The sequence below is a fragment of the Halalkalibacter oceani genome (genome assembly GCF_023715705.1).
Lineage (GTDB): Bacteria > Bacillota > Bacilli > Bacillales > Bacillaceae_D > Halalkalibacter > Halalkalibacter oceani_A.
The window spans coordinates 20,552-40,173 of record NZ_JAMBOS010000012.1 but is presented as its reverse complement, the minus strand read 5'-3'; the positions used below and the strand labels follow the sequence as shown (position 1 = coordinate 40,173).

The 19,622-nt window shown below is 45.5% G+C and carries 23 protein-coding genes; 11 read left to right on the top strand and 12 right to left on the bottom strand.

The window, feature by feature from the left end; all coding sequences use genetic code 11:
• Positions 1–231 precede the first annotated feature (231 nt).
• The 4 genes from M3212_RS12545 (at position 232) to M3212_RS12530 (ending at position 3,869) form a co-directional block, all read left to right on the top strand.
• The gene (locus M3212_RS12545) at positions 232–1,452 is read left to right on the top strand and encodes a NupC/NupG family nucleoside CNT transporter (RefSeq protein ID WP_251194327.1); all 1,221 of its coding nucleotides are present in this window, start codon (positions 232–234) and stop codon (positions 1,450–1,452) included.
• Positions 1,453–1,614: 162 nt separating this feature from the next.
• Positions 1,615–2,010, top strand: coding sequence for a GntR family transcriptional regulator (locus M3212_RS12540; protein WP_251194326.1), 396 nt, complete (start codon positions 1,615–1,617; stop codon positions 2,008–2,010).
• Positions 1,997–2,875, top strand: coding sequence for an ABC transporter ATP-binding protein (locus tag M3212_RS12535; protein ID WP_251194387.1), 879 nt, complete (start codon positions 1,997–1,999; stop codon positions 2,873–2,875). The genes M3212_RS12540 and M3212_RS12535 overlap by 14 nt, the downstream gene beginning before the upstream one ends.
• Positions 2,865–3,869 carry an ABC-2 transporter permease gene (locus tag M3212_RS12530; protein WP_251194325.1) on the top strand — a complete coding sequence of 335 codons (1,005 nt, stop codon included), beginning with the start codon at positions 2,865–2,867 and terminating at the stop codon, positions 3,867–3,869. The genes M3212_RS12535 and M3212_RS12530 overlap by 11 nt, the downstream gene beginning before the upstream one ends.
• Positions 3,870–3,953: 84 nt before the next feature.
• Here the strand turns inward: M3212_RS12530 and M3212_RS12525 are convergent, their stop codons facing one another.
• Positions 3,954–4,904 carry a DMT family transporter gene (locus M3212_RS12525; RefSeq protein WP_251194324.1) on the bottom strand — a complete coding sequence of 317 codons (951 nt, stop codon included), beginning with the start codon at positions 4,902–4,904 and terminating at the stop codon, positions 3,954–3,956.
• 78 nt (positions 4,905–4,982) lie between these two features.
• Between M3212_RS12525 and M3212_RS12520 the strand changes: the two genes are divergently transcribed.
• The 3 genes from M3212_RS12520 to M3212_RS12510 all read left to right on the top strand — a co-directional run bounded on the left by M3212_RS12520 (position 4,983) and on the right by M3212_RS12510 (position 7,639).
• Positions 4,983–5,552, top strand: a complete 570-nt coding sequence (locus M3212_RS12520) for a TetR/AcrR family transcriptional regulator (RefSeq protein ID WP_251194323.1) — start codon at positions 4,983–4,985, stop codon at positions 5,550–5,552.
• 51 nt (positions 5,553–5,603) lie between these two features.
• Positions 5,604–6,548 (top strand): SDR family NAD(P)-dependent oxidoreductase, encoded by a 945-nt coding sequence (locus M3212_RS12515; RefSeq protein ID WP_251194322.1) that lies wholly within the window; start codon positions 5,604–5,606, stop codon positions 6,546–6,548.
• Between the two features lie 281 nt (positions 6,549–6,829).
• A complete protein-coding gene (locus M3212_RS12510) occupies positions 6,830–7,639 on the top strand; it encodes a nucleotidyltransferase domain-containing protein (RefSeq protein WP_251194321.1) in 810 nt (269 codons plus the stop codon).
• 407 nt (positions 7,640–8,046) lie between these two features.
• Here M3212_RS12510 and msrB read toward each other — a convergent pair whose 3' ends face one another.
• Both msrB and msrA read right to left on the bottom strand, forming a co-directional pair.
• Complete coding sequence (gene msrB, locus M3212_RS12505) at positions 8,047–8,481, bottom strand: peptide-methionine (R)-S-oxide reductase MsrB (RefSeq protein ID WP_251194320.1); 435 nt, start codon at positions 8,479–8,481, stop codon at positions 8,047–8,049.
• Positions 8,474–9,016: a peptide-methionine (S)-S-oxide reductase MsrA gene (msrA, locus tag M3212_RS12500; RefSeq protein ID WP_251194319.1), complete on the bottom strand. Its 543-nt coding sequence runs from the start codon at positions 9,014–9,016 to the stop codon at positions 8,474–8,476. The genes msrB and msrA overlap by 8 nt, the downstream gene beginning before the upstream one ends.
• Positions 9,017–9,170: 154 nt before the next feature.
• On the opposite strand from msrA, the gene M3212_RS12495 reads away from it, so the two are divergent.
• The gene (locus tag M3212_RS12495) at positions 9,171–9,347 is read left to right on the top strand and encodes a hypothetical protein (protein WP_251194318.1); all 177 of its coding nucleotides are present in this window, start codon (positions 9,171–9,173) and stop codon (positions 9,345–9,347) included.
• Between the two features lie 58 nt (positions 9,348–9,405).
• Here the strand turns inward: M3212_RS12495 and M3212_RS12490 are convergent, their stop codons facing one another.
• From M3212_RS12490 to M3212_RS12455, 8 genes are all read right to left on the bottom strand, one after another.
• Positions 9,406–10,482 (bottom strand): Ger(x)C family spore germination protein, encoded by a 1,077-nt coding sequence (locus M3212_RS12490; protein ID WP_251194317.1) that lies wholly within the window; start codon positions 10,480–10,482, stop codon positions 9,406–9,408.
• Complete coding sequence (locus M3212_RS12485) at positions 10,479–11,564, bottom strand: GerAB/ArcD/ProY family transporter (protein WP_251194316.1); 1,086 nt, start codon at positions 11,562–11,564, stop codon at positions 10,479–10,481. Before M3212_RS12485 ends, M3212_RS12490 begins: the two co-directional genes overlap by 4 nt.
• 56 nt (positions 11,565–11,620) lie before the next feature.
• Positions 11,621–13,135 (bottom strand): spore germination protein, encoded by a 1,515-nt coding sequence (locus M3212_RS12480; RefSeq protein WP_251194315.1) that lies wholly within the window; start codon positions 13,133–13,135, stop codon positions 11,621–11,623.
• Positions 13,136–13,223: 88 nt separating this feature from the next.
• Positions 13,224–13,694: a hypothetical protein gene (locus tag M3212_RS12475; protein WP_251194314.1), complete on the bottom strand. Its 471-nt coding sequence runs from the start codon at positions 13,692–13,694 to the stop codon at positions 13,224–13,226.
• Positions 13,695–13,697: 3 nt separating this feature from the next.
• A complete protein-coding gene (locus tag M3212_RS12470) occupies positions 13,698–14,693 on the bottom strand; it encodes a DUF3231 family protein (protein WP_251194313.1) in 996 nt (331 codons plus the stop codon).
• 211 nt (positions 14,694–14,904) lie between these two features.
• Complete coding sequence (locus tag M3212_RS12465; protein WP_251194312.1) at positions 14,905–15,057, bottom strand: YvrJ family protein; 153 nt, start codon at positions 15,055–15,057, stop codon at positions 14,905–14,907.
• Positions 15,054–15,275, bottom strand: coding sequence for a DUF2922 domain-containing protein (locus tag M3212_RS12460; RefSeq protein ID WP_251194311.1), 222 nt, complete (start codon positions 15,273–15,275; stop codon positions 15,054–15,056). Before M3212_RS12460 ends, M3212_RS12465 begins: the two co-directional genes overlap by 4 nt.
• 40 nt (positions 15,276–15,315) lie before the next feature.
• Positions 15,316–15,525, bottom strand: a complete 210-nt coding sequence (locus M3212_RS12455; protein ID WP_251194310.1) for a DUF1659 domain-containing protein — start codon at positions 15,523–15,525, stop codon at positions 15,316–15,318.
• A gap of 178 nt (positions 15,526–15,703) precedes the next feature.
• Here M3212_RS12455 and M3212_RS12450 point away from each other — a divergent pair, with 178 nt between their 5' ends.
• The 3 genes from M3212_RS12450 to M3212_RS12440 all read left to right on the top strand — a co-directional run bounded on the left by M3212_RS12450 (position 15,704) and on the right by M3212_RS12440 (position 18,469).
• The gene (locus tag M3212_RS12450) at positions 15,704–17,425 is read left to right on the top strand and encodes a BCCT family transporter (RefSeq protein ID WP_434084048.1); all 1,722 of its coding nucleotides are present in this window, start codon (positions 15,704–15,706) and stop codon (positions 17,423–17,425) included.
• Positions 17,426–17,587: 162 nt separating this feature from the next.
• Complete coding sequence (locus tag M3212_RS12445; RefSeq protein ID WP_251194309.1) at positions 17,588–17,905, top strand: hypothetical protein; 318 nt, start codon at positions 17,588–17,590, stop codon at positions 17,903–17,905.
• Positions 17,906–17,998: 93 nt separating this feature from the next.
• The gene (locus M3212_RS12440) at positions 17,999–18,469 is read left to right on the top strand and encodes a spore coat protein (RefSeq protein WP_251194308.1); all 471 of its coding nucleotides are present in this window, start codon (positions 17,999–18,001) and stop codon (positions 18,467–18,469) included.
• Between the two features lie 61 nt (positions 18,470–18,530).
• On the opposite strand, the gene M3212_RS12435 is transcribed toward M3212_RS12440, so the two are convergent.
• Entirely contained in the window at positions 18,531–19,397 is an 867-nt protein-coding gene (locus tag M3212_RS12435) for a sulfite exporter TauE/SafE family protein (protein ID WP_251194307.1), read from the bottom strand.
• Positions 19,398–19,622 lie beyond the last annotated feature (225 nt).

The following is a 19,622-nucleotide window of genomic DNA, read 5'->3' as shown; positions in this document are numbered from 1 at the left end:
AATAATTGCGCGCGGTAAAAAGGTCAGAAAGGGTAAAAAGTGCTCGGGTCGCTGGCTTTCGGGCGTTGCGCGTTTTGCCCGCATACCCGCGTCAAAATCACTAATTACTTAAATGACTTAGTGGGTATCTTTCCGCAAAACGGTGCATGCTAGTAGGAAAGTGGACAAAGTGGGTTTATTCGCATTGTTTGGGCTTTGCATCGTACATATTGAAATTGAGGTGAAACGAAGATGAATATTTTATGGGGCTTAATGGGCGTAGTCGCTGTGTTCGCTGTCGCTTTTGCCTTTTCGGCAAACCGTCGGGCGATCCGCTTGCGGACAGTACTTGGAGGATTGGCAATCCAAATGCTGTTTGCCCTGCTTATTTTGAAAACATACTGGGGGCAGGAGCTGCTCATTGGGCTGACGAATATGGTGCAATGGGTCATTAATTCAGCCAATGAAGGCATTCAGTTTGTTTTTGGCGGTTTTTTTGAGGAAGGAACCGGAATTGAGTATGTGTTTGCAATCAATGTGTTGTCAGTCGTGATTTTCTTCTCGGCGTTGATTTCGGTTTTGTATTATCTCGGCATCATGCAATGGATTATTAAAATCATTGGGGGAGCTCTTTCCTGGCTGCTCGGAACATCAAAAACCGAGTCGATGTCGGCCGCGGCGAATATTTTCGTCGGCCAGACGGAAGCGCCGCTCGTCGTGAAACCGTATTTAAGTAAAATGACGGAATCTGAGCTGTTCGCCGTCATGACAGGAGGTCTTGCTTCAGTGGCCGGTTCGGTGTTGATCGGTTACTCGCTGCTCGGTGTTCCGCTGGAATACCTGCTTGCCGCGAGCTTCATGGCGGCGCCGGCCGGCTTGATTATGGCGAAAATGATGGTGCCTGAGGTCGTGAAAACAACCGATGCCGACAGTGAATTTACCTTGACGAAGGATGAAGAATCCGCCAATGTTATCGATGCGGCGGCGCGCGGCGCGAGCACCGGTTTGACACTGGCTCTCAATATCGGAGCGATGCTGCTTGCCTTCGTCGCCCTTATCGCCTTAATTAATGGAATTCTGGCTTTTGTCGGCGGCTTGTTCCAATTTGAACAGCTCTCGCTCGAACTCATCTTGGGCTTTCTTTTCGCTCCGCTCGCTTTCGTTATCGGCGTGCCCTGGAGCGAGGCGGTCGTCGCCGGTGGGTTTATCGGTCAGAAGCTCGTGCTGAATGAATTTGTCGCTTATTTGTCCTTCAGTGAGACGATTGATCAATTAAGTGACAAAGCGGTACTGGTGATCAGCTTTGCCCTGTGCGGCTTCGCCAATCTGTCTTCGCTCGGCATTCTGCTCGGCGGTTTAGGTAAACTGGCGCCGGATCGCCGGCCTGATATTGCCAAGCTTGGCTTGCGTGCGGTGGCGGCCGGAATGCTGGCTTCCTTATTAAGCGCGGCCATTGCCGGAATGATGATGTAAGTTTGTTTGAACGGATAAGCTGTCTTTATCGGCTGATATCAGCGATAGGGACAGCTTTTTTCTGTGCACGGCAGGGATTGCCAAAGACAGGAAAGTTTGCTACACTTTGTTTGGATTAACTGTACTATTTGTCATAATACAATTAAGGGAGGTGGTTCAGTCGTGTATATTCAAATTGACCAAAGAAGCACCACGCCCCTTTATGAGCAGGTTACTCAGCAAATTAAGGAGCTGATTGCGAAAGGGATTTTGCAAGAAGGAGAACAATTGCCGTCCGTGCGTGAGCTGGCAGCGCAAATCGTGATTAATCCGAATACGGTCAGCAAAGCGTATAAAGAGCTTGAGCGGCAGGGCGTGATTGTCACGTTACGAGGAAAGGGAACGTTTGTCGCCGCGCGTGAGGATTATATCGTCGACCCGAAGCAGCTGGAACGGATTAAAGAGCAAATCCAGCAGCTTGTCATTGAAGCGACCTATGCGGGCATCCTGGAAAAAACCTTTGCCGGCTGGGTGAGAGAGGAATATGCGAAAGTGAGGGGGAAGGATCATGCAGATTGAGCAGTTGAGCAAAACGATTCATCAGAAAAAGATCTTAACGGATGTCAGTTTGACGATTGAGCCTGGGAAGGTAACTGGGTTAGTCGGACGGAATGGAGCAGGGAAGACGACGCTGCTGCGCCTGTTAGTCGGCATCCTTCAGCCGACAGCTGGCGATGTAAAGCTCGATGGAAAAAGCATTTACCGGTATCCGGAGCTGAAGCAGGATGTTGTGTTTGTGCCAGATTCGACAGAGGCGCTCAAAGGCTATCGTGTCAGTGAGATTGAGAAGCTGTATGGCGATATTTACCCACGCTTTGACCGAGTGTTATTTTATGAGCTGATTGATAAATTTTCCTTGCCGCACAATGGAAGGATCGGAGCTTTTTCTAAAGGAATGAAGGCGTTGTTTGCGCTAATTCTCGCTTTTGCGACGAAAGCAAGCTATATTTTGCTTGATGAACCGACGGATGGACTAGACGTGATCGTCAAAAAGCGCATCCTGCAGTTTATTATCGAAGCGGTTGCTGATTTTCAGGTCGCCGTTGTGATTTCCTCGCACCGGCTTGATGAGCTGGAGTTTCTCGCTGATTCGATCATCATGCTGAAGAACGGGGTCGTTACAGAGCATTATTCACTGGATACCATGAAAGAATCATTTAAGAAGGTTCAGGTTGTCTTTCCGGAAGGATTGCCGGCCTCTGTGAAAGCATGCAGCGTCTTGCTTCAGCAGACAGGCAAGGTCTATATTCTGCTTCTTGAAGGAGATCTTGCGTCGCAGACGGCGGCCATTCGCGCTACGGAGCCGCTATATTATGAAGAGCTGCCGCTAGCTCTCGAAGATCTGTTTGTTGCCAAATTGGGAGGTGATGAGTTTGTCAATTAAAGCGTTGTTCCGGAAGGAATGGAAGCAGTCCTGGGTGCTGTTGACGATGATTACGTTATTGTTTATCTTTTTATATCCGATGCGGACTTTTTTAGGATTGAATGATTGGCGGGAACGGGTGAACGATCCATACTTCTATCCCCAATATGAGGTTCCGGCGATCTTCGGAGTCAGCATGACAGCAATGATGATACTGATCTTTCTTGTTTTGCTTGCCGTTCAGTTTCTCGGGACGGAACGGAATACACGCCGGCATGATTTCGCCTTTGCCCTGCCGTTCAAGCGGCGAACGATGTTTTTCGTCAAATGGCTGTTTGGCGTCGGGACGGTGACGGTGGCGATGCTTGTCACGTTTACGATCGCTTATGCCGTCATTATGGGCTCGGAATTTGCCATTTATCTTGACGGCAATCAGTTCTGGGACATGTTTTTGTCACCGTGGCTCGGTTATATCGCGATGTATTCATTTACGCTGTTTATTGGTACGATTACCGGGGAAATGGTGTCGCAAATTGTGTTAACGTTTATCTTTACCATCTTCCCGATTGGTTTTATCGCGCTGCTCGCCAATTTTATTTCCACGCATACCGGGTCTTTTCCCGAGAATCTCGACATCTTCTTTTTTCAGCAGTTTGTCTGGCCGATTTACAACTTTGCCGGAATGACCGCTGCGGATGCCGGCTTGAATCTTTGGATTCCGGCAGTCGCGATTGTGCTTTTTCTTACTGTCGGGGCCTGGCTCTATGAGCGCAACCCGAGTGAATATAATGGCGAATTCTTATTGTTTAAACGCCTGGAACCACTATTCCGAATTGGCATCATCACTTGCTTTTCTTTGTTTGGTGGAATGATCGTGGCCGGACTCGTACCGTTTACCCTTAGTGAGGGAACGAAAATTATCTTTTATTGGCTCGGATTTTTTCTTTTTCTTGTTTTAAGCTTCTTTTTTACAAAGCGGTTGTTTGCGATGAATATTACAGTCAAAGGCAAATAATAGATTAAGCAAATGGGGAGGCCACTGAAAAAGTGAAAATCGTACTTTTTCAGCAGCTTCCAAACGGGCGGGCGTCTGATCTGATTAAGCTTTACTACGATCAGGCGCTTTGTCTGTTTTCGGCTGAATCGTCGATAGATAGACTCCGGTTAGGACGATCAGACCACCGAATAATTGGAACCATCCAGCCGACTCGCCGAGCAGGGCAATGGCAAGAACTGTCGTGAAAACGGGAACCAGATTAAAGAAAATGGACGCCTTCGACGGCCCGATGGCGGCTACTCCGCGGTACCAAAATAAAAGAGCAAGGGCACTCGGGAAAATACCGACATACAAAAATGCGGCGGATGTTGCCAAGCCGAAGGTGAAAGGCAGGCCGTGACGCCATTCGTAGGCGACAAAAGGGGAAAGCATCAGCACACCAATGATAAAGGTCATGACCAGGCCGGCGATGACAGGGTAGTCATCGCCATACAGTTTAATCAGAATCGAATAAATCGCCCAGCAGATGATCCCGGCCAGCATAATCAAATCGCCGATATTAAAAGATAATGAACGGATGACCGCTAATGAACCGCCGGACAGCAGCAGCAGGATTCCGCAAAATGACAGAATGACGCCGCCACTTTGAATGGCAGTGAGGCGCTCTTTCAAAAAGAAATAACCGAGAACCGCCGCCACAGCGGGAGTAAGCGCATCAACGATCGAAGCATTGATCGTTGTCGTATAATGAACGGAGACATAGAGGGCGACATTAAAAAGAAAAACGCCGAAGAAGGCGATGGCGGTGAGAGGCAGCCATTTATCCAGCCAAAGCTGACGATTGCGGATAATCGTTTTATAGCAGAGTGGCAAAAGGACCAGGGTACCGATAAAAAAGCGCGCCCACGCCAGGGTGAAAGGGGGCACATCATCGGCAAAGGCTTTTCCAACGATGAAATTTCCCGAAAAGAAAATCATCGCCAATGTCAGTAACAGATAAGGGTGAGTAAAACGCATCATAACCTCCAGCAAAATCAATAGGGATGAAATCATCGTAACATATCTTCTTGACATCGTACGGGAGAAGCAGTAATCTTTAATTGAACAGTGGTTAATAAAGGGGAGCGAAAGATGGCACCGAGGCGGAAAACAGAGGATGAATTAACGAAGAACCAAATTATTGAGGCAGCGAAAAAGCTGTTTGCTGAAAAAGGCTATCACCAGGTCAGCATGCGCAGTTTAGCCCGGGAGTTAGGCTGTAGTCATGGGGCAATCTATTATCATTTTCCTAATAAAGCGGCAGTGTTCACAGCTTTTATTGAGAGCGGCTTTCAGCTTTTGAATGCCCGGCTTACAGCTGTGATGGAAGAGACGTCGCTGACGAAAGAGGAAAAATTGATTGAACTATTTCGGCGTTTTCTCACGTTTGGGATTGAGTATCCCCATCATTATGAAGCGATGTTTCATCTGAAAGATGATGAACTCAGGCATACCGTACATGCTTCGTACGAAAGCTTTCAACTATTTGGGGAAGCGATTCAAAACCTCTCCGTAAAGCCTGTTTCTCAACGAGATGCATGGTCCTGTCTCTTTGCTCTACATGGTTTTGTGTCGTTTTTCCAACGGAGAGGGCAGACCGTTCAGGAGCTGAAGGTGATGATCGACCATCATGCACAATTTCTTGCCGGCAGCTTGCAGTAAAGCAGCTGCATGTTTAAAATTGACCAGTGGTTAATAAGGAGGAAGATAAGGATGAAAAAAGCGGTGGTAGTAGGGGCGACTGGAGCCATGGGGTATGCGTTGGTAAGTGAATTGCAGCAGCAAGGGACGGAGGTGCTGGCATTTTGCCGAAACGTCCAAAAGGCAGAGCGATTGTTTCAGGGAATGGCAAATGTAACGGTCGTCAAAGGGGATGTGCGCGACGAAAAGTTGTTACGGCAAATATTTGAAATGGTCGATGTTGCTTTTATCAGCATAAATATTCCTTATCAAAACTGGAAAGATGAGCTGCTCGCTTTGTTTACAGCTGTCTTTTCGGCCGCACAGGCAAGCGGGACCAGGCTGGCTGTCGTTGATAATATATACAGCTACAGCATGGAAAGCCAATGGCTGACAGAAGAGACGGCGCGCGAGCCGGTTACGAAAAAAGGACAGCTTCGAAAGCAGCTGCTGCAAGAGGCGGAATCGTGGCAGAAAAAAGGAGCGGAGATTCTGATCGCTCATTTTGCTGATTTTTACGGGCCTTATGCCGATAATACGATCCTTCAGCAGACCATTACATCCATGCTGCGTGGGAAACGCCCGCTGTTTGTGGGACCGATAAATACCAAGCGTGAATTTATTTATACACTGGACGGAGCGAAGGCCTTAATCACCCTGGCCCGTCACAGTGAGGCCTATCAGCAATGCTGGAACATTCCGGGTGGAGAGCTGGCGAGCGGGCAGGAGATCATCAGCATCTTACGCGAGCTGACTGGAAACCGGAAAAAACCATTTGTTGTTTCCGGTCAAATGATACGATTTTTAGGAATATTTTCAGGCTTCATGCGCGAGGTCAGTGAAATGATGGTCCTGACCGAAAAGCCGGTTTATTTAAGTGGAGCGAAATATGAGGAGAAAATCGGACCGCTGCCTAAAACAAAGCTCGCTGCCGGCTTGAAGGCGGTGGTTGAAAGCGAGCAGCCTCAGACGAAGTGAGAAGAGCAGTGGAAGAGGGGGTATGACCTTCAAGCAATGCTATGCTCAAGAGGCCGTAGCTTCGTACGCTACTCGTCCAGAGAGAAGAACCTGTGCAGAAATATAAAGTTATATTGATAATAAAGCTTTTTTTACTGCGTAGTGTCTAATGTTAATAAATTTGGTACAATTATTAAGTTATAAAAGAAAGGAGCATGAAGATATGTGTTGCTCATGTTGTCCAGTGGTAGATATGCAAAAGACTCTTTAATGAATAAAAAAATTAGGAGGTTATTTTGTATATGCTATTACAGGAAAAAGTAATTACAAAAATTAAAGAGAAGTGTCAGAGTGATCCTCACATATGTGCATGTATGATGTATGGATCGTTTACAAAAGGTGAAGGGGACCAATATTCGGATGTTGAGTTCTATATCTTTTTAAAAAATACAGAAATTGAACAATTTGAGTCTTCTAAATGGATTAGAAATATTGCCCCCTATGATTTACTCTTTTTTAATGAGTTTGGTTCTGAAGTTGTCGTGTTTTCCAACTTAATTAGAGGGGAATTTCATTTTCAGCCCGAATCTGAGATTGAAGTTATTAAGACATTTAAGGACACAGGCGTTTTCCCTGACACAGAATCTATGTTTATTTACGATATAACAGGAAAATTAAAAGCATGTTTAGATTATCTAAAAGGTGAAGGACCGGAAAGAATGACGAATGAGAATGTCAATTTTGCTTTTAATAACTTTGCTAACGCATGGCTTATGGGTGTAAACGTTTTAAAAAGAGGGGAAATTGCACGTTCAGCGGAATGTCTGACATATGTTCAAAAATACGTTTTACAATTGATTAGGATTCGTGAAAAAAATGTAGAACGTTGGCTGAACGCTACAAAAAACTTAGAAGATGACCTCTCAGAAAAGGCGTATGGTGAGTATGCTTCAATTACGTCAAAAGTAGATAAAGAAAACTTATATCTTGCCTATTCTAATGCAATTAATGTAGGTAAAGGGTTAGTTCTTGTACTTTCTAATTATTACCAGTTTGACATTGATCTAATGTTTATGAAGAAATTAAATTCTTATTTAACTAAACATTCTTAAACGCATTTTTTTACTTGTAAAGTAGGAAGCAAATGAAAAAATAGTGAACTTGAATTAACAGGTGCTTATAGAGGCTGGGAAAACGGTAAAAAAACTACCTTTTTCCCAGCCTCATGCTTGATGGAGGTATAAAACTAAATAACTTTATTGTCATGGTACAGCACTCCACTTCTCTCTGGGAGTTAAAAAGCTGTAACGACTTCGCAAGCCGAAAAGGCTGTCCTAGATGAGTCGGTGGTTCCGTTCTGCACAAACGAGCAGGAAAGAACCCCACTTTCCTGCTCGTTTTAAACCCCTGTGCAGACTCCACTCACCGTATCGCAGAGATCACCAAAGGGAAGGCAGCGGCTTCGTACGCTGCTTCGGACTTGTTCTAAAAGGTGAAGTTCGACCTTTTGGAACAAGTCCTATTCAAATAATTTCTTATAGGCGCTGTAGCCTTTTTCGTCGAGTTGTTCTTTTGGGATGAAGCGGAGGGCGGCTGAGTTGATGCAGTAGCGCAAGCCGTTTGGTCCGGGTCCATCCGGGAAGACGTGGCCGAGATGGGAATCCGCTTCCTTGCTTCTCACTTCGATCCGTCGCATGCCGTGGCTCAGGTCCTGCTTTTCCAAAATTTCTTCATCGGCAATCGGCTTGGTGAAGCTTGGCCAACCGCAGCCCGCATCATATTTATCGCGGGATGAAAACAATGGCTTACCGGAAACGATGTCGACGTAGATTCCTTCTTCTTCAAGATCGTAATATTCATTTTGGAACGGCGGCTCGGTCCCGTTTTCCTGTGTAACCTTATATTGCATTGGCGTTAAACGCTGTTGTAATTGTTCTTTGCTTTCTTTACTCATCATCAGCCCTCCAATGTGTTTGAATAAATGCTTCCCGTCCGGAACCAATCCGGTATCGGTTGTAATGAAGCGGGTTCTTTTTGTAATAGTCCTGATGATATTCTTCCGCCGGGTAAAACGGTTTAGCCGGCAGAATCTCCGTCGCGATCGGCCTGGTGAAGCGTCCGCTGGCGGCGAGCAGTTCTTTGGACTGTTCCGCTATTTTTCGTTGTTCTTCGGAATGGTAAAAAATCGCCGTCCGATAAGAAGAGCCACGATCATAAAATTGTCCGCCTGGATCGGTCGGGTCTATTTGCTGCCAGAAGATTTCAACCAGACGCTGATACGAAAAGATGGCAGGATCAAACGTGATTTGCACGGCTTCGTAATGACCGGTTGTTTCCGAGCAGACCTCTTTGTACGTCGGGTTCTCCGTATGTCCGCCGGTATAGCCGGATATGACTGAAATAATGCCGTCATATTGATCAAATGGCTTAACCATGCACCAGAAGCAGCCCCCGGCAAAGGTCGCTTTTTCATAAACAGGCTCTGTCATCTTTCTCACCTCTTTTTCTGCTTCTTACATGTAGTATACCACGCGTCGCCGGTATCTTCCCTTGATTTGCATTTGCTGATAAAGGTTTACATACCTTCGCCGCCGTTGATATGATACATGTACGACTTGAGAAGTGAGGGGAGTTTTTCTGGGGATGGATATCAATATTGGCTCATTCATTTATCAGTTGGTCAGCTTTCTTGTTTTGTTTTTCATTTTTGCTGCCATCATCTCGTTTTTTGGTAACCGAAAAAGACAAGTGGATCAGCTCGTTGAAATTAATAAAAAACTTGACCGGCTTCTTGCTGAAAAAGAAACCGATCAAAGATAAGGCTAGAAGTAGCCGGGAGAGCGGTAAGTCCAACTCCGGACCGGTCTGACTTGCTTTGTTATTGACGAATTCCGGTTTCTTTAATTTTGACGTTTACGGTGACATCAATTTCAGCATCCGGATAATACGCTTTCCACTCGTCAAGCTTAAAGCCGTAGTTGCGCGCTTTTACCCGGCTGCCGATCCCGAGCGGGTCAATGTTTTTTTCTTGAAAAAGCCTGAGCGTCGCCTTAATATCATCTTCTAATTGCTTTTTTAGCGTTTCGACAACTTCAGTGAGTGTTTTACTGTCAAGCTCACCGCCGGAGTATTCATTTAATTTTCCGGTAAAATTGACAACGATATTGATCTCGGGCGTATTCGTATTCGGCTCAATATGATAGTGGGCTTTTGAATGAATATTTTGAAGTACGGCATATTCACCCTCTTCGGGAAGCGAGATTTCATAGGTTCCATTTGCGAACGGCTCAAGCAGAATTTTCATCATAAATGCTTCTTCTAAATTCAATTTACCGGCATAACGGTCTCCTTGAAATAAAGCAACCCCGTCAATTTTAACCGTGTTTTCCTTCAAGCTTAAATACGGCAAAAATGGATCCTGCCCATCCTCATAATATTGTTTCAAAAACAAATGAAAATTGGAAGTTGGAATGTTCTGCCGGTCGATATTCTGTTCAATTAATTCCTTAATATAGACAGCGATGTCGATTTCCAATGGAGAAGATAGTTCAAGCATTCTTTTTGGGGAATCACGGGTGATACAAATGAAATTTCGCATCCCGATAGCTGAATCGCGGGAGAACGAATCAAGAATCTGCATGATTCCCATTTTTTGTGCCATCTCTTCACTGAACAAAATCGAGGAAATCTTCCCGCTGTGCAACGGTTTTGAGGATCTGGCATTCAGCTCCAGCCGAACATCGCGAGTTGTCGAGGCAATCGCAGAAATCGTTTCACTGCCAACCTGTTCTTCCATCTTATAAATCGGGATACTTGCCGTACCTTCTACCCTTTCTTCGTCGACATAGTCATATCCGACTGAATGAATAAACTGCAGTTCATCAAGGATCAGTGTTTCCACACATCCGCTTAACAGGAGAGGCAGGCCACATAATAAAAACAGTTGTCGTCTCATGTTTTCTTCCTTGTCCTCCATTTCATCAAAATAAACAAAACGGGTATATAGAGATACGTAACATAACGGCCGACAAGTGAAACCGCATTGTTTAACCCATCGATCAAGGAGCGGGTTTCAAAGAGCAGAGAAATGGCAAAGGCAACAATTGTTACGATAGGTAGCGTGATGCGGTGGGCGATCTTCAACTGCTGCTTGAGCAGGCGGCTCGCAGCCCAGATGCCAAGTGTAATATTGGGCAAAATGACAAACATCCACGTTGCGATGCCTAAATATTCAAAGCGTTCAATAAATGGAAGCTCGACGACCTTCCACGCACTTAATGTAGGAAATATGGTCGTTTTTAGCTGTTTTTCACTATAGAAAATAAACGATAAAATGGCGATCAATAAATAGATAAACGTCGTGAACAGGATCGCAAAATGAGCAAACTTTTGCGACCTTTTCCCGTCCTGGATAAAGGGATAAAAGACGAGCAGGATTTCCGGTCCGAGATAGCTTAATGTCATCGTCATCACAGCATCAAGCTGTACTTTCAAGGATGTGTCAAATAATGGAAGTAAGTTGCGGTAGGTGGCAAACTCAAACGTAGCGAACGCTGTTAAAAATAAGAATAACGGGATGACGACACCGAGAAAGCAAACGCCGGCAACGACACGAAAGCCATGAGTGACCGCATAATAAACAACAACAAGCAGACTGAGGGAAAGAGCCCAGGTCGGCAAATCAGGAAAAACCCACGTCTGTACGACCTCTATGTAGGTCCGCAGCACGGTAATCGCCAGAAACAGCAAATAAATCATAAAGAGAAAGCTGAGGACATGTCCAAATAGCTTGCCGAATAAAAAGCGGTTGATCTCGATAATATGTGATTGCTTATTCGTAAGAATGTGATACATCATCCAGATAACGAGATGATAGAGCAAACCTGTCAGGATGACGGCGATCCATGCCCGAAAGCCCGCCGCCTCGGCAATATAGCGGGCGAAGCCGAGTATGCCAACTCCGATTTGCATCGAATGAATCAGATAAAACACTAAAAACGGCGGAACAAGCAAGGATTGTTTGGCGTGTTCGGTCATTTCCTTTCCCCTTTCCTGCAAGTAAGCAATCTGGCCACTCCCGTCTGTTCTTCATCTTAGAGTCCTTCATCGATATCCTTTTTCTTTTTCGCTTTTTTTGCATTAAAGCGTTTCGACTTTTTCGTTTGTAGTTGTTGCGGACGTTCTGATTGAAAATTGAACGGCAGGCGATAGAAGGCATCCTTGAAGTCAGCCAGTCTTGGCGGATAAAGTGGCGCCAAATAAGGCCGGCCTAACGAAGATAAGGTAAGTAAATGAACTAACAAAAAACAGAACAGGACTGCCAGGGCGATTAGTCCCCAAAGCTGGGCGGCGATAATAAACGGAAAACGAAGGAGCCTGATCGTATTACCCATCCGGTAGACGGGAGTCGTAAAGGAGGCCAGCGCGGCCAGGGCGACAATAATTAACAGGATGTTACTTGTCAGTCCGGCTTCGACTGCCGCCGTCCCGATCACAATCCCGCCTACGATACCGATTGTTTGCCCGACCTTTGTCGGAAGCCGGGCCCCCGCTTCACGCAGCAGTTCAATTGTAACTTCAAGAAAGAGAGCCTCAAGAATCGGCGGAAACGGAATCGCGCTTCGCGAAAGAATAATCGTCGCCAGCAAATCCTGCGGAACGATTTCGGCATGATAAGTAAGCACAGAGACATAGAGAGGTGTCGCGAAAGTCGAGAACCATACGGAAAACAAACGAATCGACCGTAAGACGCTTGCGATATGCCAGGACATAAAGTAATCCTCAAAAGCAGCGAAAAACTCAATCAGTGTCGTTGGACCGGTGATCGCCTGCGGAGAGCCGTCAACAAGGACGATTACTTTTCCTTCCGAAAGAGCAGCGGCTACCCGGTCAGGCCGTTCGGTATCAATAAATTGTGGAAAAGGGCTCAATGAGTTATCCTCAATCATCTGATTGATGAAAGAGCTGTCGATCACCTGATCGAACTGAATGTCACTGACCCGCTGAATCATCGTCCTCACATTTGCTTCGTTGGCAATTGATTCAATATAAAGAACGCACACTCTTGATCTTGATAGATTTCCGATGATAAATTCAGTTGTTCGTAATTCTGGGACGGGAATCCGTTTTCGTACTAAAAAAATGTTGACATCGAGTGATTCAACAAAGGATTCCTTCGGGCCGACGACGCTGAACTCAACCTCCGGGATCGAAATGTCACGTTTTGTATCAGTCGGAATCGGAATAAGGAGACACAGCTTATCACATTCCTCAAGCTGAAGACAAACATGTCCTCTCATTAACGCGTCGCTGACCTGCTTGGCATCCGATGACAGCCGAAGTGTGCCCAATGTCACAAATGTTTTGATTTCTTCCAATGTGGAAAACGGGTTGCTCTGCAGTTTTTTGATTAATTCTTCGTGTAAGGAATCTTTGTCAACGAGCGTGTGGTAAAACGACAGCCATACAGCACGTGACGGTGTGAGCAATTGATAATGGGAAAAGTCACTGGAAGAGACGGCTTGTTGAATGACCGTCGTGATCGGCTCTTCGGGATCCATCTGCTTTGTTGGGATCGCCAACCGTTTTTTTAAAGTAAACCAAGACACAAAATCTCCCTCCCGCTGCTGACATGCTAGCAGTTTGATTTGGCGACTGAAGCTATGTATGAACGAAACCACAGCATGCGGTGAAGGATCATGACTGTGGCTTCATGATTGTCAAGACGATCAAACGTATACCTAATCCAATAAAGAAGCCGGTCAAATGAAATAGAATCGGTGACCAAATCACCCCAAGTAAAAAGCCAACTATCTTAACATGATGCGAATAAATCACGCCGACTGTTCCGAAATAGGCGGAAATCGCAAAGGGAATTGCCGCATAGCGCATTCTCTGGCCGGGGGCATCCCGGTACGCATCATACATCGAGAATAAGTATAAACAGGGGTAAAACATGATCCACTGGTAATTAACGGTGTCATTAGCCGTCTGGCCTTGTCCGTAAAAACTGGGAATAATCGCTGCATTTAATCTCGCCTGGACGTTAACGGCAAATTCAAGAGTGACAAAAATGAATCCTTTGACGTATTTCTTATTTAAGAGCTGCCCGAAGCCTGGAAAAGCAATGCTCCATAAAATCGCTTCCACTTTGCGTTCGTTTTCCATAGGCTAACGCTTCGCAAATCGGTTCCGATCAGGACCAACCGGCGGCTGTTCGTACCAATTTCGTTTTATCATCAATTTGGTGCCCTCTTGAGCAAACTTCATGACTTCCGCAGCGAGTCTTGTGTAAGCGGTGATCGTATCTTTCTGTGCCTCACTACTAATGGCAAGACCATAGTTGGAAATGCTGGTCGCACTTAAGTACAAAATATGGGTTATCATCAGCTTATCGGTAAATGGCGGCTTCGTAGAAGAGGTTGCTTCACAATCCCATGTTTCCGGAGTTGGCAAATGATGATCGTCCAAAAAGGCGCGAAAGATTTTTAAATGTTTCTCAGCAATGTCGCGTCCTTTAATAAAATAGTAGCGGACTTCTGTATCATGGGCGACTTGACTGAAGCCGATCAGGAGTGAGCGTCCGAGCACATTGTTTTGAATATTGCTAAAAAAATTAGAAATCTCTAACGCCGTCATAAGGCGTCTATCATTCGTCCAACGATCGACAAAAGTAGCTATTTGCACATAGGAAATCGAGGCTGGTGGCTCGATGGCAGGAGGACGAATCAGCTCACCGGTTTCAGCCATCGCTTTCACCACTTGATCATGCAATACGATACTTTTGTTCAAAGCCTGGTGCATCAGGTGGCGAATGTCATGGCGATAAGCGTTGCTTAAAGCTAAAGAATAGGTTTGCATCGAAAATTTGGCGATGTTGTTCAAATAAAACAAATAAAATTGGTCGGAGTATAATTTGGAAGTATGGTCATGCAGCTCCGCCTGCAAACTTTCCGAAACGGGTAAGCCTTCTGCCTTATAGAGATGAGTAAGCTTTGTCAGCTGATTGTCGCAATTGCTTTTCGCCGCCTGAAGCAACTGTTCGATTACCGGATTTTCCACATGCTGCAAAAATTGACTGAGCATGGTGCTGGTTAAATCATTACTGTGACGATCATTCCATAGCAGGCTTATTTCTGAAGAATTCAGTTTCACATTCGTCGTCATCACTCTTCCTCCGTCATCGTAATAGAAGTTCCATATCGATAGTGTGCGTGAACATTCCTTTTCTAAAACAGTAAAATACAGGAAAGAAAATTTTCTGTTTCAATTACAGGCTGTCAAAATAAAAAAATGTGCGGAACATCCTTATCTTTTGACAAAATGAGAGCCGCATCCGGGGGCTGGTTTCCCAAACCGGATGCGGCTCTCTCTCCAATCAGTCCGAGATGTTGAGCTTGCCTGGCAGCTGTTCGACTGCTACTGTGACATTATCGAGCTTCTTCTCTAAACGATGAAGCAAATAAAATGTGACCACAACAGGAAAGCCATATTCAGCGAGCAGTGGAATCCATAGATCGACGGGCGTCATAGCGGAAGCTCAATGTCCTCGACATTGCGTTCCACGAGGCGGGCGCCGCGGATGGCGACGACATCTCCTCCGCTTGAGAATAAGACATTTCCTTCGACAATCGCTGTCATGGCCTCAATAATGGCGTCAGAATCCACCGGTTCAAGCGGATTATCAAGCGAGATGGTCACCTGGCGTCCTGTTTCGTTTTCAAACAAAAGTTCAAGTTGCTTGCTCACTTGTTTCACTCCTTTTTTGATTAGTCTTTGTCAGTGGGTCTTACATAAGGGAATAATGATTCGTTCGTGTTGCTTCGGCGAGCGGGTATGCCTGCAAAGAGACGAGGGCCTCGGCAAGCGCAATCAACTCTTGATCCGTAGCATCTCCTTTGACATTGGCCAGCGCTTTTCGGCGAATGATGTTCTCGCCATTCTCGTTCACCCCGACAATAAATGTTAACGTGAGACGGGATTCCTGCTCATTGTTCATATGATCACCTCCTTCGTTATATAAATAGAAGCAGTGAAGCATAATAGGTGGGACAAGTCAGCATGGGGAGGAAAAAAGAATCATCCTGCAAGAAAAAGGTTTCAATCCGAGGTAAAAGAGGGTAAACTAAACTGTCTAAAAAGCTGTCAGCTAGGATGGAGAGAAGGGAAGAAAAAGAATGATTGAAATGGAAGAAAAAGACAGAAATCGTCCTGGAAGTGTGCTGATTATTTCCGCCATCATTGTAGGATTATTTGTTCTATGGGGGGCACTTTCACCAGGTTCATTAGAGCGTGCAGCAGAAGTCGGACTAGGCTGGATGATTGAAACATTTGGCTGGTTTTATATGCTGTCCACTGCTTTTTTTGTGTTGTTTGTCCTTGTAATCGCCATTAGCCCATTTGGCAAATTGAGGCTTGGGAAGCAGCATGAGCGGCCGGAGTATACATGGTATTCGTGGATCGGGATGCTGTTTGCGGCCGGAATTGGCGTCGGATTTGTTTTTTGGGGGGTAGCTGAACCAGTATTGTATTACCATGATGCACCTGTAGGCTATACACCGGAAACCCCGGCTGCCGCTGTGGCTGGACTGAGATATGCGGTTTATCATTGGGCGCTTCATCCGTGGGCGATCTTTTCGATTGTCGGTTTAACGCTTGCCTATGTGCAATTTCGCAAGGATCAGCCTGCTTTGATCAGCTCCGCCTTTTATCCGTTAATCGGAGACCGGATTCACGGCTGGGGCGGCCGGGCAATTGACATTCTCGCCGTTATTGCAACATGTACCGGGGTTGCGACAACGTTCGGGTTAAGTGCTCTTCAGATTACCGGAGGGCTCTCTTATATTTCACCGATTCCGAACTCTGTTTTCACCCAGATTACGATCATCATTATTGTCACGTTTCTGTTTATGTTTTCTGCAGCAAAGGGTGTTGATAAAGGAATCAAGGTGTTAAGTAATATTAACCTTGCTGTTGCGACTGTGTTGCTCGTCTTTGTCATCGCAGTCGGTCCAACACTGTTTATTGCAGAAAGCTTTGTGACGACACTCGGGGGCTATATTACGAATGTGGCGGCGATGAGTTTGACGATGACGCCGTTTACGGAAAGTGCGTGGCTTGGTACGAATACGATTTTCTTTTGGGCATGGCATATTGCCTGGGCGCCGTTTATGGGGCTGTTTATTGCCAGAATTTCGCGAGGGCGGACGATTCGTGAATTTATGGCGGGCGTGCTTCTCGTCCCTTCGTTGCTTGCATTAATTTGGTTTACGACCTTTGGAGGCACCGCGCTTAATCTCGAAATTGCCGGAGCAGCTCCCATTGGCGAGCTGGTGATGGGAAATGTTGAGCTCGCCCTGTTCGCCACGCTCGGGGAATTGCCTTTAAGCTCGATAACGAGTATTATCGCCGTTATTCTCATTTTAATCTTTTTTATTACGTCAGCCGACTCAGCTTCCTACGTCCTTGGAGCGATGACGTCACACGGCAGTCTTCATCCGAGCTTATTTGTTAAGATGTTGTGGGGCTTTTTGATTGCCGGTACGGCAAGCGTCCTGTTGGTTAGCGGAGGCGGGGGACTGAGTGCCCTGCAAACCGCTTCAATCATCGCCGCTTTACCGTTCGCGGCGATCATGATCGGGATGATCGTTTCCATTCTCGTCATGTTTAGCAGCGATTATCAGAAAGAAGGCAAACGAACACGCAAAAAGCGGATCAGGCAGTTAAAGGAAGAAATACGCGATGAATTTTATGATGATATGAAGGAAGAAGTATACGAAGAAATGAAGGAAGAAGTCTATGAGGAACTAAAGGATGAAATGAAGGAAGAAATGTATGAGGAACTGAAGGAAGATCTTTATGATGAATTGAATTCTGATTCCGATAAGGATAAAAAATAAACAGCTTAGGAATGTGAAGGCTGGAGCAAAAGGGTTTTTAAACCCTTTTGCTCCAGCTTCTTCTATTTTTTGGCTTGCCTAACACATTTGTGGTGCTTGTTTCATATTGTAATAATGCCATTTATGCAAAAACGAAAACAACGAAGGAAAGGGTGTTGGCAAGTGGCAGAACAATATCAGCAGCAGCTCATGGAGATCGTCGTCGACAAAGTTCTAAAAAAGTACAATGTGGACTCTTCAGTGGAGTTAACATCAGCCGAGCGTGACAAAGTGAAGGAAATTGTTGAAAAAATGCAGGCGGATGTTGAACACTTTTTGGCTAATCAGAATGTGCAAATAAGCGATAGAGACTTTAGCAGCGCCCCGGCACAGGGGGAGACTCCTGCCACGCAAACCGGTGGCCCGAAGCCGGGTAGAACCTTTGTCCAAAGTCCAAATAACGTCCACAATGTCAAAACGTTTACGAATAAAAAAAGATAAACAAAAAAATGGATGATAAGCCATCGGCAGAGAGACCAAGCACATGAGAAAAACTTGCATACAGTGAAGTAGAACGGAAGGGAGGAAGATTCAATGAATCAAGATGTATTTTATTCTGCAAGTGCAAGTGAAGAAAGACCAAAGTGGTCAGCGCTCGACCCTCAGGCTTGTCATCCATTGAGCAATAACAATGAGGGAGAGACGCAGGAAGGAAATCAGGTCAACAAAACATTGCAGCTATCCGAAGAATATATTTTTATTAAGGACTCCTGTGATGTGACGGTCAACACGACTGATACGAAGGCGGCACTTTCGCTTCAGGCCTCATTACAGGCAGCGATTGCCCTCGTGATCAGCATCTCGATTGCCGACAGTGAAAGAGCGGAGCAGATTACGCAGGAATTACTGCAAAGCACGAAAATGAAACAAATCACCTATCAAAAAACAGTTGTCGAAAATTCAAGAAATGTCGACGTCAGCACGACAGATACGCAAATTGCCGTTAACATTCAATTGTTGTTGCAAGTTTTGTTAGCCTTGCTTGTAAGGCTCGATATCCTTTAATGATAGTCATGTCTCAGCAGGTGAAGCCGCACCTGTTGAGACATTTTTTTGTTGAAAAAGTTTATCCGCCGGCCGCCTGTTCCTTTTTGCTGAGCCATTTTTGCCGGATGAGCGTCGTAAAGAAAAACAAGGCAAATGCGCCGATAATGATCAGCCCGATAAACGAAGGCAGGAAGAGATTGACGATAACGCTCATAATCATGCAAATATACAAGCTTCCCAACAGCAAACGCATAAACGACTCTTTCACTAACAAGGTTGATTTAGCACCGATCGGAGCACCGAGAAACGTCCCGATGATTAGAGAAATGCCGGCAATATAATCCAACGTACTTGATATACTATATGAAATAAAGCCGGAAGTGACAATAAAGACGACAGATGCCAGGCTTGTCCCGACCGCATGAGGCGCTTTTAACCCTAATAGCGAAATTAATAAAGGAACGATAAAAAAGCCGCCGCTGACTCCTAAAGCGGAAGAAATAAAACCCGCACCAAGTCCGATAAGGCCCGCAATCAATAAGGGAAAGGCAGGAGCCGGTCTGTTTGCAGGCCTGCTTTTTTGCTTTTTTAATAACGTCACGGCAAAAAAGCCGAGCAGCATAATGTAGAAAATCGAGATCGCTGTCTCCGCATAGCCAAGCGACTCTAATTTTGTAATAAGGGGGTGGGCGATTTGCGTCCCAATAATTCCCATCACGTTAATAATGGCAACATATTTCCATTGGATGTTCCCCATCCGGAAGTGGGCAATCGCTCCGGATATCGACGTTCCCAATGAAAGCATGAGGCTTGTGCCGATTACAAAAGTGGGCGGATAGCCGAGCAAAAGTAAAAGCGGAGTTAAAATAATGCCTCCGCCGATTCCGAAGAAACCGGAAAAGATCCCGATTAGGCCGCCAAGTAAAATAAATAGAATAATGTCCATAAAAACCTCCTTCCTTCTATTATAACGCGAATGATAAGTAATTCCAGCGCAGGTACAAGAAATGTCCTGTACCGCTCAAACCGAACCGCTGCCATACCCGAGCTGAAAGCAGAAAAACAATCAGTCTTGGTTGTTGTTGTAGGTAGAAAACGAGCAACGTAATTGCTGGCAATTTGGAGGGACTTGGAAGTAAATGAAAGAATGTCAAAGAAGTTTGTGAAAAAT